This window comes from uncultured Sphingomonas sp., assembly GCF_964244235.1.
In the GTDB taxonomy this organism is placed as follows: Bacteria; Pseudomonadota; Alphaproteobacteria; order Sphingomonadales; family Sphingomonadaceae; genus Sphingomonas.
Genome location: NZ_CAXTII010000005.1, coordinates 1 through 15870, shown reverse-complemented (window position 1 = coordinate 15870; position 15870 = coordinate 1). Strand labels below are relative to the sequence as shown.

The 15870-nt window shown below is 66.7% G+C and carries 18 protein-coding genes and 1 pseudogene; 11 read left to right on the top strand and 8 right to left on the bottom strand.

The annotated features are described in order from the left end of the window. Positions 1-265, bottom strand: a pseudogene (locus tag ACFE7D_RS01885) (hypothetical protein); the annotation flags it as partial. A gap of 161 nt (positions 266-426) precedes the next feature. Here ACFE7D_RS01885 and ACFE7D_RS01880 point away from each other — a divergent pair. The 4 genes from ACFE7D_RS01880 to ACFE7D_RS01865 all read left to right on the top strand — a co-directional run bounded on the left by ACFE7D_RS01880 (position 427) and on the right by ACFE7D_RS01865 (position 2506). Further along, complete coding sequence (locus tag ACFE7D_RS01880; protein ID WP_375393729.1) at positions 427-1284, top strand: oxygenase MpaB family protein; 858 nt, start codon at positions 427-429, stop codon at positions 1282-1284. A 181-nt stretch (positions 1285-1465) separates the two neighbouring features. Beyond that, positions 1466-1735 (top strand): hypothetical protein, encoded by a 270-nt coding sequence (locus tag ACFE7D_RS01875; RefSeq protein ID WP_375393728.1) that lies wholly within the window; start codon positions 1466-1468, stop codon positions 1733-1735. A gap of 31 nt (positions 1736-1766) precedes the next feature. Next, complete coding sequence (locus ACFE7D_RS01870; RefSeq protein ID WP_375393727.1) at positions 1767-2261, top strand: SAM-dependent methyltransferase; 495 nt, start codon at positions 1767-1769, stop codon at positions 2259-2261. Beyond that, the gene (locus ACFE7D_RS01865; RefSeq protein ID WP_375393726.1) at positions 2258-2506 is read left to right on the top strand and encodes a hypothetical protein; all 249 of its coding nucleotides are present in this window, start codon (positions 2258-2260) and stop codon (positions 2504-2506) included. The genes ACFE7D_RS01870 and ACFE7D_RS01865 overlap by 4 nt, the downstream gene beginning before the upstream one ends. A 272-nt stretch (positions 2507-2778) precedes the next feature. Here the strand turns inward: ACFE7D_RS01865 and ACFE7D_RS01860 are convergent, their stop codons facing one another. Both ACFE7D_RS01860 and ACFE7D_RS01855 read right to left on the bottom strand, forming a co-directional pair. After that, a complete protein-coding gene (locus ACFE7D_RS01860; RefSeq protein WP_375393725.1) occupies positions 2779-4104 on the bottom strand; it encodes a glycosyltransferase in 1326 nt (441 codons plus the stop codon). 130 nt (positions 4105-4234) lie between these two features. Beyond that, positions 4235-4381: a hypothetical protein gene (locus ACFE7D_RS01855; RefSeq protein ID WP_375393724.1), complete on the bottom strand. Its 147-nt coding sequence runs from the start codon at positions 4379-4381 to the stop codon at positions 4235-4237. 217 nt (positions 4382-4598) lie between these two features. On the opposite strand from ACFE7D_RS01855, the gene ACFE7D_RS01850 reads away from it, so the two are divergent. Continuing rightward, complete coding sequence (locus ACFE7D_RS01850) at positions 4599-4898, top strand: hypothetical protein (RefSeq protein WP_375393723.1); 300 nt, start codon at positions 4599-4601, stop codon at positions 4896-4898. A 17-nt stretch (positions 4899-4915) separates the two neighbouring features. Beyond that, positions 4916-5269: a hypothetical protein gene (locus tag ACFE7D_RS01845; protein WP_375393722.1), complete on the top strand. Its 354-nt coding sequence runs from the start codon at positions 4916-4918 to the stop codon at positions 5267-5269. 96 nt (positions 5270-5365) lie between these two features. Here ACFE7D_RS01845 and ACFE7D_RS01840 read toward each other — a convergent pair whose 3' ends face one another. Then, positions 5366-7156 carry an ABC-F family ATP-binding cassette domain-containing protein gene (locus ACFE7D_RS01840; RefSeq protein WP_375393721.1) on the bottom strand — a complete coding sequence of 597 codons (1791 nt, stop codon included), beginning with the start codon at positions 7154-7156 and terminating at the stop codon, positions 5366-5368. A 435-nt stretch (positions 7157-7591) separates the two neighbouring features. Between ACFE7D_RS01840 and ACFE7D_RS01835 the strand changes: the two genes are divergently transcribed. The 3 genes from ACFE7D_RS01835 (at position 7592) to ACFE7D_RS01825 (ending at position 10045) form a co-directional block, all read left to right on the top strand. Further along, positions 7592-7888: a hypothetical protein gene (locus ACFE7D_RS01835; RefSeq protein ID WP_375393720.1), complete on the top strand. Its 297-nt coding sequence runs from the start codon at positions 7592-7594 to the stop codon at positions 7886-7888. A 32-nt stretch (positions 7889-7920) separates the two neighbouring features. After that, positions 7921-8586 (top strand): response regulator transcription factor, encoded by a 666-nt coding sequence (locus ACFE7D_RS01830; protein ID WP_174287245.1) that lies wholly within the window; start codon positions 7921-7923, stop codon positions 8584-8586. A 148-nt stretch (positions 8587-8734) separates the two neighbouring features. Next, positions 8735-10045: an ATP-binding protein gene (locus tag ACFE7D_RS01825; RefSeq protein WP_375393771.1), complete on the top strand. Its 1311-nt coding sequence runs from the start codon at positions 8735-8737 to the stop codon at positions 10043-10045. Between the two features lie 148 nt (positions 10046-10193). Here the strand turns inward: ACFE7D_RS01825 and glpX are convergent, their stop codons facing one another. From glpX to ACFE7D_RS01810, 3 genes are all read right to left on the bottom strand, one after another. Then, the gene (gene glpX, locus ACFE7D_RS01820; RefSeq protein ID WP_375393719.1) at positions 10194-11159 is read right to left on the bottom strand and encodes a class II fructose-bisphosphatase; all 966 of its coding nucleotides are present in this window, start codon (positions 11157-11159) and stop codon (positions 10194-10196) included. A gap of 98 nt (positions 11160-11257) precedes the next feature. Then, positions 11258-12073 (bottom strand): 2,3,4,5-tetrahydropyridine-2,6-dicarboxylate N-succinyltransferase, encoded by an 816-nt coding sequence (dapD, locus tag ACFE7D_RS01815; RefSeq protein WP_375393718.1) that lies wholly within the window; start codon positions 12071-12073, stop codon positions 11258-11260. After that, the gene (locus ACFE7D_RS01810; protein WP_375393717.1) at positions 12070-12735 is read right to left on the bottom strand and encodes a pyrimidine 5'-nucleotidase; all 666 of its coding nucleotides are present in this window, start codon (positions 12733-12735) and stop codon (positions 12070-12072) included. Before ACFE7D_RS01810 ends, dapD begins: the two co-directional genes overlap by 4 nt. Positions 12736-12829: 94 nt before the next feature. Between ACFE7D_RS01810 and ACFE7D_RS01805 the strand changes: the two genes are divergently transcribed. Both ACFE7D_RS01805 and ACFE7D_RS01800 read left to right on the top strand, forming a co-directional pair. Further along, the gene (locus ACFE7D_RS01805) at positions 12830-13174 is read left to right on the top strand and encodes a hypothetical protein (RefSeq protein WP_375393716.1); all 345 of its coding nucleotides are present in this window, start codon (positions 12830-12832) and stop codon (positions 13172-13174) included. Positions 13175-13227: 53 nt separating this feature from the next. Continuing rightward, positions 13228-14226 carry an LLM class flavin-dependent oxidoreductase gene (locus tag ACFE7D_RS01800; protein WP_375393715.1) on the top strand — a complete coding sequence of 333 codons (999 nt, stop codon included), beginning with the start codon at positions 13228-13230 and terminating at the stop codon, positions 14224-14226. A 31-nt stretch (positions 14227-14257) separates the two neighbouring features. On the opposite strand, the gene ACFE7D_RS01795 is transcribed toward ACFE7D_RS01800, so the two are convergent. Then, positions 14258-15870: AMP-dependent synthetase/ligase (locus tag ACFE7D_RS01795; protein ID WP_375393714.1), on the bottom strand; the 1613-nt coding region annotated here is incomplete at its 5' end.

Below are 15870 nucleotides of genomic sequence, written 5' to 3'. Positions count from 1 at the left end.
GACCGTTATACTGGGGCTGACCGTTATACTGGGGCTGACCGTTATACTGGGGCTGACCGTTATACTGGGGCTGGCCATTATACTGCGGCTGGCCGTTGTAGGTCGGCTGCTGGTTATATTGCGGCGGATTGCCGTCATAGCCTCCCTGCTGCGGGGCGGGCGGCGGATAGGCCTGCGCGACGGCGGCAGTAGACAAGACCGCGCCGCCGGCCAACGTTGCCGCAGTCACTGCGCGGCCCAGCAAAGTCATCATCGAAGCGTTCATGGCGATAATCCCGGTTGCGATGGAACGATTATATCGCGTGCCGGCTGAACCCATGCTGACCAGTGCAGTTCCTCTTTCATCCCGGTAAAGGGGTTCGCCCATTGCCAATCTGCGCCGCCGCCTCATGTCTGCGCGATGCATTCCATTACCAGTCGCCACCCATGACCCCGCGCCCCATCCGCTTGCTGGCGGAGCCCTTGCGTCGACGGATCGCCACGTCGGTGGTCGATCTGTTCAACGATCGCGGTCGAGGGGAAAAGCCGGTCGCTCGCCGCCCCGATGGGTTGTTCGGCCCGGATGCGGTCGCGTGGCGCGTGCACGGCGATGTCGGCTCGATGATGGTCGGCGGGGTGTCGAGCCTGCTGCTCCAGATGCTGATGCCCGAAGTCCTGGCGGGCGTCTGGGATCATTCCAACTTTCGCGCCGACATGCACGGCCGGCTGCGCCGCACCGCGCGCTTCATCGCGACGACGACCTATGCGGGCCGCCCCGATGCCGAGGCGGCGATCGACCGCGTCCGGCGTATCCATGACGCGGTCGGCGGGACGTTGCCCGACGGCACGCCCTACCGCGCGAACGATCCGACCGCGCTTGCCTGGGTCCATGTGACCGAGACCACCAGCTTCCTCGCGGCCTGGCGACGATATGGCGAGCCGGGCATGTCCGTGGCGGACCGGGACCGGTATTTCGCGGAAATGGCAACGATCGGCACCGCGCTCGGTGCCGATCCGGTGCCGACCGATGCGCGGAGCGCCGCCGCGCTGATCGCGGACATGCGGCCACGGCTGACCACCGGTCGCCGGACGCGCGAGGTCGCGGCGCTGGTCTTGCGCCAGCGAGGATCGAACCCGGTCATGGCATCGGCGCAGCATCTGCTCAGCGGTGCCGCGATCGATCTCCTGCCCGAATGGGCGCGCACCATGCACGGCTTCCCCGCACCGCTCGTCGGCCGGGCGCTGGCGCGGACGGGGACGCGGGCGTTGGCGGGAACACTGCGCTGGGCATTCCAGCGGCCTTAGCCGAGTGAATGATCGATTTCCCGAGCGTTGTTATGAAAACCATATGCAATCGGCCATCGACCGATCTGGAAACCCAATTCGGCTCCGACCTATATCATCGCAGCGGGCCATCTGGTCCCGCCAGGCGGCGTCGCCCTTACCGCGAGGCCGCCCGATAGATTGTTGTCAGGAGTATCGTCAGATGTCGCCGACCGACCCGGAGCCCGATCAAAGTCCCTGGATCCTGAATGTAGGACAGGACGCCGCCGGCCATTGGCTGGTGCAGGACAGCCGGGGAAAGCTGGAAGGTCGCTTCGTATCGTTCGCCGCCGCGATGGCGTTCGCGCGGAGCGAGCGGCAATCCATGCCGGGCGCGACGATCGTGTCCGCGGCGTGGGCGCTTGTGCCGACGATCCCGTTCGCGCCGGTTCAGCCTTGGGAATATGCGTCGCAATACCGGGCGGCGGCCTGATGGCGCGCGCAACGTCGGGACATCGCCGGTCATGACCCATGTCGCCGAGCATCGCTTCGAGCTACCCTCGTTGCCGCCGATCCGCCCGCGCCGCTCTGCTTCGATGAAATCGGACGCTCGTTGCCGTGACAAGCGCTGGCTGGCGGTCGCGGCGGCTCTGGCCGGGCTTCGCGCCGAAAAGCGCCGTAGCGTGCGGATCGTGGATACCGATTGCGGGGCTGGCACATTGCTGCTGTGCGCCGTGCGATATGCGCGCACCCTCGGGTTCACCGCCATCGAAGCGCGTGGCATCGATACGGCATCCGCTTTGGTCGGGCGCGCCAGCGCGTCGGCCGCGGTGGTGAACGACGCTGCCATCGGCATCACCTTCGAACGCGCCAATATCGTCGATGCGCTCGAAGACGAGTCCGCCTTTCCTGCGGATATCGTGATATGGCACGGCTGCGCGGGGTGCAGCGTGGAGGAAGCGAACGCGGTGGCGTGCGCGGGGCGACTGGTCATCGCGGATCCGGACGCGCTTGCATGACGCGCCGCAGCCTGGCGTGGCGCGGCATCGGCGTCGGCATCTTCGCCGTCGCCACTGCGCTTGGTATCGGTGTGCGGGGTGATATCGTCCTCGGCCTGCCCGCGTTCGGCCTCGCGCTGGTCGGTATCGTTCTGGTCGTACAGGGACGCCGGGTCCCAGCCGCCCTGCGGGTCGAGCGAAGCCGTCACCGCACGCTTGCCCAGTCGATCCGCGACCGTCGTCGTCGCACCAACGGGATGTCCTGACATCGCATCGACGGGTGCGGTCGAGCCGCCCCCCTTGTCGATAAGCGTTTCATGGACGTTCCGTTTCAATGGCGCGACGGCGTGCTCAACGCCGAGCGCGTTCCACTCGGCGCTGGTACCCGAAGTGCTCGTCGACGGCGATCGGTTCGCCGTCGTTGCCGAGCGGATCGCGCCGGACGTGATGATTTCGGCGCAGCGTCTGCCCTACTGGCTCGACCAACCCACCATGCAGCGTCCGGGCAAAGCTGGAATCCGCTGTCGCCGATCTCGGTTCAGGCCGGCAACGGTATCGGTTTCGATTGGCCGACCATGCGCCTGCCCCGGCCGAGCGCCTGTTCGATCGCGCGTGCCGCGGTCTGGGCGCCGTTCTCCTGCGCGATCGTTTCGCCGATCCGCGCGGCACGCTCGCGACGGGAGGGGTCGCGCAACAGGTCCTCGATCAGGATCGTGGCGCGCCTGGCGCTGAAATGCTTCGCCCTCAGCACGAGGCCGATCCCGGCACGTGCGATCCGGTGGCCATTGTCGTTCTGATCGCCCATATGCGGCACGACCAGCTGCGGCTTGCCGGCACAAAGCGCCTGGCCGGTGGTGCCGATCCCGCCATGGTGGACGACTACCGAACACCGATGGAACAGATGCGAATGCGGGGCATAGGCGCAGGCGAAGACGTCGCGGTCCGCCGCCACCGTTTCGCGCTCGCCGGTCAGCATGATCGCGCGCTGTCCCAGCCGCCGTGCGACCTCCGCGGCCTCCGTGTAGAAGTCGCCCGCGGCATAGACCGCGAACGACCCGAGCGTGAAGACGATCGGCGGCGGTCCGGCGCGCAGGAACGCTTCCAATGCGGGATCGAGCGCGCACGAGCCGCCATTCGCGCTGTCGAATATGGGAAAACCGACGACGCGCGCATTTTGGGGCGCGTCGCGCGGCAGTGGCGCGAAGACGGGGGAATAGCAGCCGATCGTCAACAGCGCCTCGCGCCCCGCCTCGAGCATGCGCATCGCACCGCGCGGGCGAAGGCCGTGTTCGATCCTGACGACGTCGAGCTGATCGGCATAGAGCCGGTGGAGGATCTGCCGGAAGCCTGCGTACATCAGCAGGTTCCAGCGCTCGCCGATCTTGCTGGCAGGACGCTGGCGCATCATCCAGAAATCGGGCGTCTTCGGCGGATCAAGCGCGGAGACCATCGCCATCGGCTGCAGCATCACGGACACCAGCGGGATGCCGCGCTTTTCCGCGATGATCGGTGCAGCGAGCACCATGGTCGATGCGACGATCGCATCGGCGTCGCCGGTCAGCGCATCGAGCGTGTGGGCACAGGCGGACAGGCTTGGCAGCACCGCCTGTTCCAGCATGTAGCGTTGATCGTTCATCATCCGCCGCACCGCCTCGCTCTCGCTCATGCCCAGGCGCTCGCGGATCGTGTCGAACGCGGGCAGCACGGCCACCGCCTCCAGTCCCGCGCGCTTGACCTTGCGGATATGGTCGTCGGGTACCGCCAGCACCGGACGAAAGCCGCGCGCCTTCAGCGCCAGCGCGACGGCGATGAACGGGTGCAGGTCACCCAGCGTGCCGATCGTGGTCAGCACTATCTTACGCATGCGTAAAAATGCTCGCCTACCTTCGATCACCGGTCGCCGTTCCGCCCCGCGGCGGTCGGCCTCGCCACCCGCGTGACGATCAGTCCTATGGGATGGTCATACACGCAGGAGCAGTGTCGTGCATCCTGTATCAGTCGTGCGTGCGGTTCTTCACCTTGTTGGGCAGTTTCTTGCCCTTGGTCCGCCGCGACGGGATTTGGACGGGGTTCTTCTTCTTCCACGCGGCCCAGGTCATCGGGCCTTCGGGGGTTTCGATGATGGTGTCGTCGATCGCCATCGTGCCTCTATGCCCCGTTCGGCTCCGTCCGAACAGGCCGGTGCGGCCATCCCGCGAGAGCGATCGGACGATAGCACGATTGACGCGTGCGCCGTCCTGTCCGACGCTGCATCATGGCCCGCAAAGCCCATCGGCAGATCGTCGCCCTCGGCGGTTTCCCGGCGATCAAGATCGGCGCACCCTCGCCGGTGGCGGACCTGTATTATCGGTCATGGAAATGAGCTGGCCGGTCTTCGGGCTGCTCGTCGCCTTCCTGTTTCTGGGCGTCAACATCGTCTTCGGACTGATCTATGCGACGATGCCGGGCCAGGTCGTGAATGCCGCGCACGCGGTCGCGTCGGTCGAGATCCTGACCGGGCTCTTCTTCTCGGCGACGATGACGGGGTTCATACTGGCGCGGCTCGCCAGGCCGAGAGAGAGCCTGGCGTTCAGCCGGGTCGCGGTTATCGGCCGGTACGAAGGCAAGCGCGCGCTGATGGTGCGCGTCGTCTCGATCCGATCGCGTCCGCCAGGCTAGCCGACGCGCAAGCGCAGATGTCGTTCCTGGACACGCGCCATCTGCCCGACGGACGTACCTTTCGCAGCCTCGAGACGGTGCCGCTGCTGCGCGATCGCAACCCGATGCTCGGCCTGTCCTGGACGCTCGTCCATCTGATGGAAGACGACAGCCCGATCCTGGTCTCGCTCGCGAGCAAGGAGGATTTCATGCTGATCGTCTCGATCGGCGGGGTCGACACGCTGCTTGCCAGCCCGTCGCAGGGCAGCAACCGCTACGACCGCGACCACGTCATGATCGACCATGAATTCGTCGACATCATCTCGAACGCGGACGGCGTGGTCCGGCTCGATATGACGCGGTTGCACGATACGGTGCCGATCGGGATCTAGCTCCACGTCATGCCGGGCTCGTCCCTGGATCCGGAGCCAGCAGCGCACCGCCTGCGGCTCTGGATGCCGGCACAAGGCCGGCATGGCAAACAAAGCCTACCCCAACCCCTCGACCATCTCCGCCAGTTCGAGCCAGCGAAGCTCGGCCATGGTCTTGTCCTCCTGCGCCTGGCCGATCGCGGTCATCAGCCGGTCGAAGCCGTCGGGGTCGCGGGTGTAGAGATCGGGATCCTCCAGCAGCGCCTGATCGCGCGCGATCGCGGCGTCGAGCGTCTCGATCCGCTTGGGCAACAGGTCGTAATCGCGCTGGTCCTTGAACGTCAGTTTCACGCGCGCGCCCGGCGCGGCCGGCTTCGCGGCCGCGACCGCGTTCTTGGCAATCGCGCCGCGCTTGGTCGGCGCGGCGGCCTTGCGGCGGCGTTCCCAGTCCGCATAGCCGCCGGCCACGACATCGACCGTGCCCGACCCGTCGAGGCCAAGCGTGATCGTGACGGTGCGGTCGAGAAAGTCGCGATCGTGGCTCACGATCAGCACGGTGCCGTCATAGTCGCCGATCACGTCCTGGAGCAGGTCGAGCGTCTCCAGATCGAGGTCGTTGGTCGGCTCATCCAGCACTAAAAGATTGGAAGGCTTAGCGAATTCCCGCGCGAGCAGCAGCCGGGACCGCTCGCCGCCCGACAGCGTGGCGATCTTCGCGTCCAGCACGCCGGGTTCGAACAGGAATTCCTTCAGATAGCCGATGACGTGCTTGCGCACGCCCTGCACCTCGACCCAGTCGCCGCCATCGGCCAGGACCTCGCGGATCGTCTTCTCGGGGGCCATCTTGCTTCGCTGCTGATCGATGACGATACGCTCGATCGTCTTGGCGAAGCGGATTTGCCCGCTGTCGGGTTCGAGTTCGCCGGTCAGCAGCTTCAGCAGCGTCGATTTGCCCGCACCGTTCGCGCCTACGATGCCGATCCGGTCCTTGCGCGTCACGCGCAGGCTCAGATCGCCTATGATCGTCCGGTCGCCGAACGCCTTGGCGATGTGCCTGGCGTCGATCACCACCTTCGACTTGGCGTCGTTGTTGCCGATCGTGAGGTTGGCGGACCCCTGCGGCCCGACCATCGCCGATCGTTCGGCGCGCATCTCGATCAGCTTCGTGAGGCGCCCCTGGTTGCGCTTGCGCCGCCCGGTGACGCCGCGCAGCAGCCAATGCTCCTCCAGCTTCAGCTTCGCGTCGAGCTTCTCGGCATTGCGCGCCTCGTCGGCATAGACCGCCTCGGTCCAGGCATCGAACCCGCCGAACCCGATCTCGGCGCGCCGCAGGTTGCCGCGGTCGAGCCACAAGGTCTGCTTCGTCAGCTTGGTCAGGAAGGTACGGTCGTGGCTGATGACGACGAACGCGCCGCGAAACCGCCCGAGCCACTCCTCGATCCACTCGATCGCGCCGATGTCGAGATGGTTGGTCGGCTCGTCGAGCAGCAGCACGTCGGGGTTCTGCGCGAAGGCGCGGACGATAGCCGCGCGCCGCCGCTCGCCGCCCGACGCGGACGCCGCCTCGCGCGACAGGTCGATCCCCAGCTGGTCCGCGATCGCCTCCGCCTCGTGCGCGGCGGGCGCGTCCGCCCCTGACAGCACGTAATCGGCGAGCGTCCGGAAGCTGCGCAGATCGGGTTCCTGCTCCAGCAGGATGACCCGCGTCCCCGGCACGATCGTCCGCCGTCCCTCGTCCGACTCGATCGCGCCGGCGATGAGTTTCAGCAGCGTGGTCTTGCCCGCGCCGTTGCGGCCGATGAGCGCGAGCCGGTCGCGTTGGCCGACTTGCAGGTCGAGATGGCGGAAGAGCCAGCCGGAGCCCTGGATGAGGCCGAGGTCTTCGTAGGCGAGGATGGGTGCGGGCATGGCCGCGCGGCCTAGCGATTTAGCAGCGCTAAATCGAGGCCTAAGCGCGGCCCGGACGGCCTCGCTATAGCGAGGACCGACGACGCGGCTTTGCCGCGGCGAGTTTGCGGTGTGATCGACGCGCCGTTAGTCCGCCCCCGCCGCTCCCCTTTACCCCCCCCCGGCGAAGGCCGGGGCCCAGACGCCGCGAACACGGTAACGACGGACATCCCGCCGCCACGATCGGCTACCCAACTGGGCCCCGGCCTTCGCCGGGGTGGGGGTGAACGGGACGGGGAGCGCGCCGACGGGCCGACACGGGGATAAACCCCGTGTCGTCGGCCAGGTTCGCTTGCGCGACCGGCCGCCCGCGCTTGCGCGAGTCAGCGCCGCGCAGCGCCGCTGCCGCGCTGCGCGTTCACAACCTGTTCAAAGCACGCGACCTATGCGACCCCCATGACGATGCTCGTGTCCCTCCTGATGATCGGCAGCGCGATGGCCGGCGGCCAGGCGCAAGGCCCGCGCCGCGGCGATCAGATGCGTGCGTTCGAGGCACGACGCGAGGGACGCCTGTTGCCACTGCCCGAGATCGAGGCGCGCGTCGTGCCGACGATGAAGGGCGCGCAATATATCGGCTTCGATTTCGACTCGGACACCGCCATTTACACGCTGAAGTTCCTGCGTAATGGCTCGGTCATCTGGGTCGAGGTCGACGGCCGCTCTGGGCAGATCGTCGGCCGCACCGGCCGGTAGGCACCGGTAAATATCGTTACAGGGAGAGACAGATGCGCGTTCTGATCGTCGAGGATGAGCCGAATCTCGGCCAGCAGCTGAAGAATACGCTTGAGGGTGCAGGCTACGCCATCGACCTCGCGACCGATGGCGAGGAGGGGCATTTCCTTGGCTCGACCGAGAATTACGACGCGATCGTCCTCGACCTGGGATTGCCCGAGGTGGACGGGCTGACCGTCCTCGACCGCTGGCGCAAGGAGGGACGCACCGCGCCCGTGCTGGTGCTGACCGCGCGGGACAGCTGGTCCGACAAGGTCGCGGGGCTGGACGCTGGCGCGGACGATTATGTCGCGAAGCCGTTCCAGACCGAGGAACTGATCGCCCGCCTGCGCGCGCTGATCCGCCGTGCGTCGGGGAACGCCTCGTCCGAACTGACCGCCGGCGATGTCCGGCTGGACACCCGTTCGGGCAAGGTCAGCCGCGGTGGCGAACCGGTGAAGCTGACCGCGCAGGAATACAAGCTGCTGAGCTATCTGCTCCATCACAAGGGCAAGGTCGTCAGCCGCACCGAATTGATCGAGCATATCTACGACCAGGATTTCGATCGCGATTCGAATACGATCGAGGTCTTCGTAACGCGAATTCGGAAGAAGCTGGGACAGGATGTCATCACGACGATCCGGGGGCTTGGGTATAGCCTCGAGGATCCGGACGCGTAATGCTTCGGGTCCGTTCGTGCTGAGCTTGTCGAAGCACTTTTCCGTGCGACGATCGCGTCAAACGCCCTTCGACAAGCTCAGGGCGAACGGAGACGGGGAGGCATCCTCGCTCTCCCCCGCACGCACCACCGGATCGCTGTCGCGGCGGATGATCCTGATCGCGGCGGGGTGGATTACGGTGCTGCTGGCGGGGGGCGGTTTCGCGCTCGACCGGGTGCTGGTCACCGCGGTCACGCATAGTTTCGACGACCAGCTCGAATATGTCCTGCGATCGTTGCTGGTTTCTGCGCAGGTCGGGCCGGACGGAGAAGTGCTGTTCGGCCGCGATGCCGCCGCCGATCAGCGGTTTCTGGAACCGTATTCGGGGCTGTATTGGGAAGTGTCTACCAAGGGGGGGGACGAGTTCCATTCCCGATCGCTCTGGGATCGGCGGCTTGCCTATGGCAGCGATCATGACGATCGGGACGCGCATAGTTATGAAAGCACCCAGTTCGCGAACGAGAAACTGCGTGTGGTCGAACAGGATGTAACACTCCCCGGATCAAAGCTGCGCTGGCGGTTTCAGGTGGCGCAGACGCGTGACGGGCTTGCCGCGCAGATTGCGGCGCTACGTCGGACCCTGGTGCGCAGCTTTGCGCTGCTGGCGCTCGGGCTGATCGTCCTGGCGGCGCTCCAGACCTTCTACGGCCTGTGGCCGCTCAGGCGGGTGCGCGAGGAGATCGCGCGGATGCGCGCGGGGCAGTCGAACCGCGTGTCGGGCGCGCTGCCGATCGAGCTGACGCCGATGGTCGAGGAACTGAACGCGCTGATCGCGCACAACGAACGCCAGGCGGAGGAGGCGCGGCTGCACGCGGGCAACCTGGCGCATGCGCTGAAGACGCCGCTGACCGTCGTGATGAACGCCGCGACCGCCAATGCCGACGATCTGGGCGAGACCGTGATCCGCGAGGCACGCACGATGCGCCGCCAGGTCGATCATCACCTCGCGCGCGCCCGCGCGGTCGGCCGGCGGGGGTCGGCGCACAGCCGCGCGGCGGTCTGGCCGAGCCTGGAATCGGTCGAACGTGCGGTCGGGACGCTCTACCGTCATGTCCGCATCGACATCGACGGCCCGCACGATCTGGCGGTGCATGTCGAACGCCAGGACCTCGACGAGATGCTCGGCAACCTGATCGAGAACGCCGCGAAATATGGCGGCGGCAGCGTGTTCGTGACGGTCGGCGCGCAGGCGGGATATGTCGAGTTCCTGGTCGAGGACGACGGTACCGGCATCCCCGAGGAACAGCGCAGCCGCATCTTCGACCGCGGCGTGCGGCTGGATACCGGTAAGCCCGGCACCGGGCTGGGGCTCGCGATCGTGCGCGACGTGGCGGAAATCTACGAGGGGACGGTGTCGCTGGAGGAGAGCGACGATCTTGGCGGGCTGCTGGTGCGGCTCAGGCTGCCGGCCGTGGGGTAGATTGACTGCCGCCCTCCGTCACCCCGGCCTCGCGCCGGGGTCCATCGTGCCGCGCAATCAAAAGCCGTCGATTTCGCTGCACCATGGATGCCGGATCAAGTCCGGCATGACGAAAGGTAACGGCGGTTTTATCTCGTCACCGGGCGCATCAAATCCGGTGTTCGCCCTTTACCCAGCGCACCGTGCCCGACGAGGCGCGCATCACGACGCTTTCGGTCGTCATCGTGCCGCCCTTGCGCTTCACGCCGGCGAGCAGCGATCCGTCGGTGACACCGGTTGCCGCGAAGATGCAGTCGCCGCGCGCCAGTTCGGTCAGGTCGTATTGCTTGTCGAGATCGGTGACGCCCCATTTCGCGGCGCGCGCGCGCTCGTCGTCGTTGCGGAAGATCAGCCGCCCCTTGAACTGCCCGCCGACGCAGCGCAGCGCCGCTGCCGCCAGCACGCCTTCGGGCGCGCCGCCTGCGCCCATATAGATATCGATCGTCGTGTCGGGGTTGGTCGTCGCGATGACCCCCGCGACGTCGCCGTCGCCGATCAGCATGATTCCGCAACCGAGCGCGCGAAGCTCCGCGATCATCTCGGCATGGCGCGGCCGGTCGAGCACGCAGGCGATGATGTCTCGCGGTTCCACGCCCTTCGCGGCGGCGAGCGCGGTGACGTTTTCGGTCGGCGACTTGTCGAGATCGATCAGCCCTTCGGGATAGCCCGGGCCGATCGCGATCTTCTGCATGTACACGTCGGGCGCATTGAGCAGCCCGCCCTCCTCCGCGATCGCCAGCACGGCGAGGCTGTTGGGTCCTGCGGTCGCGCAGATCGTGGTGCCTTCCAGCGGATCGAGCGCGATGTCGATCTTGGGACCCTTGCCGATCGCGGAGCCCACCTTCTCGCCGATGAACAGCATCGGCGCCTCGTCGCGCTCGCCCTCGCCGATGACGACGGTGCCGTCCATGTAGAGCGAGTTCAGCGCCTCGCGCATCGCCTCGACCGCGGCGGCGTCGGCGGCCTTCTCGTCGCCGCGCCCCGTCAGCGTAGAGGCGGCGACCGCGGCGGCTTCGGTCACGCGCACCATCTCCAGCACGAGCACGCGGTCGAGGGTCTGGCTGGCGGTCGTCATGTGCTGTTCTTTCTCGTTGGGTAGCTTGGCGATAGGGATGGCAGGTGACGGTGTCGAGATGGAGTTGCTCCCCTCCCGCAAGCGGGAGGGGGAGAAGGTCAATCCCTCAAAAGATCGTTGATGCTCGTCTTCGACCGCGTCTGCGCGTCCACGCGCTTCACGATCACCGCGCAGTACAGCCCCGGATTGCCGCCGGTACTGCCGGGGACGACCACCGAGAAAGGCGGTACCTCGCCCTTGAAGATCTCGCCGGTCGCGCGGTCGATGATCTTGGTCGACGCGCCGAGATAGACCCCCATCGACAGCACCGCTCCCTCGCCGACGCGGACCCCCTCGGCAACCTCGGAGCGCGCGCCGATGAATGCGCCGTCGCCGATGATGACCGGGTCCGCCTGGAGCGGTTCCAGCACGCCGCCGATGCCCGCGCCGCCGGACAGATGCACGCCCTTGCCGATCTGCGCGCAGCTGCCGACCGTCGCCCAGGTATCGACCATCGTCCCCTCGCCGACATAGGCACCGATGTTGACGAAGCTGGGCATCAGGATCGCGCCCTTGCCGATGAAGCAGCCCCGCCGCGCGACCGCACCCGGCACGACACGGAAACCGCCCGCGCGGAACGCCGCCTCGCCCCAGCCGGCGAATTTGGACGGCACCTTGTCGAACGCCGGTGCACCGGCCGCGCCGCCATCGACCAGCGCGTTGTCGTTGAGCCGGAACGACAGCAGCACCGCTTTCTTCAGCCACTGGTTGACCCGCCAGCCGCCAACACCGTCCGGCTCCGCCACGCGCGCCTCGCCCGTGTCGAGCAGCGCCAGCGCCGCCTCGACCGCGTCGCGCGTGTCGCCCTTCGTATCCGTGCCGACGCCCGCGCGGTCTTCCCACGCGGCGTCGATGATCGCCTGCAATTCGCTCATGCTTCCTCCAGAATGCCCGTCAGCCACGATGTCAGATCGCGGACGGTGAAATCGATGTGATCGCGTGCGCTATCGGCCGCCTGTTCGGATCCGTTGTCGATCCAGACCGTCGTCATCCCGATCGCCTTGGCCGGCGTCAGGTTGCGCGCCATGTCGTCGGCGAACAGGCACGTCGCCGGGTCGAGATCATAGGCGGCGCAGATACCCGCATAGGCGCTCGGATGGGGCTTCGGCAGCAGCGCCATCGCATGGATGTCGTGCACGCCCTCGAAACTGTCGCCCAGCCCGAGCCGGTCGAGCACCTTCAGCGCATAGGGCGTGTCGCCATTGGTGAAGACCAGCTTGCGCCCCGGCAGCCGGGCGATCGACGCGACCAGCGGGGCATCCACCGACAGGACGTCCATCTCGATATCGTGGACGTCGGCCAGGAAATGGTGCGGGTCGACATCGTGTTCCGCCATCATCCCCGACAATGTCGTGCCGTGGTGCAGGAAATAGTCCTTCTGGACCCGGTACGCGTCGTCGTCGTCGATCCCGAGATGCCGTGCGACATAGGCGGTCATCCGCGCATCGATCCGGGCGAACAGGTTCGCGCTCGCCGGGTACAGCGTGTTGTCCAGATCGAAGATCCAGGTGCGGATCGGGGCGAGCGCGGGGGGCATGGTCGCGCGGCCATAGCAGCGCTTGGCGTCGGGGCAAGATGGGCGCAAGATAACGCCCGATGGCGGATCACCATCATGCGAGGATGGATTCCCAATGGCAGGCTATCGTGACGACGCGAATGACGGTCAGCTGGCCAGCGTTGCATTTGGCGCGCTGCATGCAGCCATATTTTTAGTCTCGCTCATTCTGTTGATTGCGCTTGTTTTCATAATACCATCCTTGCCACTTGCGATCGCTTTTATGGCGGATAGTCCGCGCTCGGATCCGCAGAAGACCATCCGCTTTATCTTCGTTCTGCAAACTCTCGGCATTCTTGCTTTGTGCGGCATCCTCGGATCGACTGTTACGTGGGTTTTTAAAATTCGACTTCCGGTTTACGTGAGCGCTATGGCGTACGGCGGCTGGCTGATTTGGGCGCTCGCGAACGGCTTCGTCTGAACGTCGAACCGGTACCCGCTGGACTTCCGCTGCGTATCCCCCATCTTTCCGTCATGACCCGATATTCCCTGCTCGATCTCGTTCCCGTCGTCGAAGGCGGCAGCGTCCGCGAGGCGCTGACCAACGCCGCCGATCTGGCGCGGCATGCCGAATCGCTCGGTTTCAACCGCTATTGGTGCGCGGAGCATCACGGCATGACGGGGATCGCCAGCGCGGCGACCGCGGTGGTGCTCGGGCATATCGCGGCGGCGACCACGCATATCCGGGTCGGCGCGGGCGGGATCATGCTGCCCAACCACGCGCCGATCACGATTGCGGAGCAGTTCGGGACGCTCGATGCGCTGTTCCCCGGACGGATCGATCTCGGCCTCGGTCGTGCGCCGGGGTCGGACCAGCGCGTGGCGCGCGCGATGCGGCGGACGCTGGAGACCGACGCCAACGCCTTCCCACGCGACGTGCTGGAATTGCAGAGCTATTTCGCGGATGACGGCCAGACCGGAATCACCGCGACGCCGGGCGCGGGGGCGCGCCCCGAAATGTGGATCCTCGGCTCCAGCACGTTCGGCGCGCAGCTCGCGGCGATGCTCGGCCTGCCCTACGCGTTCGCGTCGCATTTCGCGCCCGATGCGCTCGACCAGGCGCTCGCGATCTACCGCCGGGAGTTCAAACCGTCGGCACAGCTTGCCCGGCCTTATGCGATGGCGGGGTTCAACGTGTTCGCGGCGGACACCGATTCGGAGGCGCAGTTGCTGGCGTCGTCGCAGCAGCAGGCATTTGTCGCGCTGCGCACCGGCACCCCGCGGCAATTGCCGCCGCCCGTCGCCGGTTACCGCGAGTCGCTTGGCGCGCAGGGGTCCGCGATCCTCGACCACGTGCTGCAATGCTCGGCGGTCGGCGATACGGCGACGATCGAGCGCGGTCTCGCGGCGTTCATCGCGCGGACCGGGGTGGACCAGGTGATGCTGACCAGCGCGATCTACGATCACGACGCACGTAAGAAGAGCCTGACGATCGCGGCGAACGCGATGCAGGAGATGCGGGTCGCGGCCTAACCTTGGGTTCCTGCGAACGCAGGAACACGGGCTACCCCCGATACAACCCGTCCAGCCGTTCGCCATACGCCGCCCGGATCACATGTCGGCGGATCTTCAGCGAGGGCGTAAGCTGCTCGTTCTCGATGGTGAACGGCGCGTCCGCGAGGATGAAGCGGCGGACTCGTTCGGTCACGGACAGATCGCGATTGACCCGTTCCACCGCCGCGGCGACGGCCGCCCGGTATGCCGCATTCTTCGCGAGCCGCGCGAAATCGCAGGCCTCGCCGTTCGCCGCGCACCAATGCTGCGTCCAGTCGGGATCGGGCACGATCAGCGCGACCATATAGGGACGGCGGTCGCCGGCGATCATCGCCTGCAGGATTTCGGGTTGAAGCGTCAGCATCCCCTCCACCTTTTGCGGGGCGACGTTCCCGCCCTTGTCGTTGATGATCAGGTCCTTCTTGCGATCGGTGATCCGGATCCGCCCGCCCGCATCGATCTCGCCGATATCGCCGGTGTGGAGCCAGCCATCCTCCAGCACGCGCGCGGTTTCGGCATCGTTTCGCCAATAGCCGTGCATGACCAGCTCGCCGCGCACCAGAAGCTCGCCGTCCTCGGCGATCCGCACCTCGGTTCCCGCGAGCGGCGGGCCGACGCCGTCCATCCGCACCCCGGCGCGCGGGCGGTTGCACGAGATGACGGGTGCCGCCTCCGTCTGGCCATAGCCCTGCAGGAAGGTCAGGCCGATCGCGTGGAAGAACAACGCGACTTCGGCGTTGAGCGGTGCGCCGCCCGACACGAATGCCTTCATCCGCCCGCCGAAGCGCTTGGCGATCCGCGGCCGGAACAGCGTATCGACCGCGAGCTGAATCGGCCGATCGACGATCCGGACGCGTCCGGCATATTCGCGCGCGCCGATCTCGATCGCTTTGCGAAGCAGATAGGCGGACATCCCGCCCTGTTTCTCGATCGTCTTGGCGATCCGGGTGCGAAGCACCTCGAACAGGCGCGGCACGACGAACATGACCGTCGGCCGCACCTCCTCGATATTGGCGGCGAGCCGGTCGAGGCTTTCGGCATAATAGATCTGCGCGCCCATCCCGATCGGGAAATGCTGGCCGCCGGTATGTTCATACGCATGGCTGAGCGGCAGGAAGGACAGGAACACCTCGTCCCCCGGATCGTCGAAATCCTCCAGGATGATCGCGGCGCAGCCGGCGATATTGTGCAGGATCGCGCCGTGATGCTGCATCACCCCGCGTGGGCTTCCCCCGGTGCCGCTGGTATAGATGATGCAGGCGAGGTCGCCGCGCCGCGCTGTCGCCGCCGCCGCTGCTTCGATCGGATCGGCGGGATGCTGCGCGATCAGCGTGCCCCAATGGTGGCAATCGATCCCGGTCTGGCCAAGCCGGAGCACGTCCATGCCGATGACATGCTGCGCCTGCGCGGACCGCACGACCGCCGGCATCAGAGTCGTGGCCAGTTTCTGCGTGGAGACGATCACCGCGCGGGCACCCGAGTTTTCGATGATGTGCGAGTGGTCGCGCTCGGTATTGGTGGTGTAGGTCGGCACCGTCACGCACCCGGCGGCCATGATCGCCAGGTCGGACAGGCACCATTCGGGGCGATTCTCGCTGACCAGCATCACCCGGTCGCCGGGGT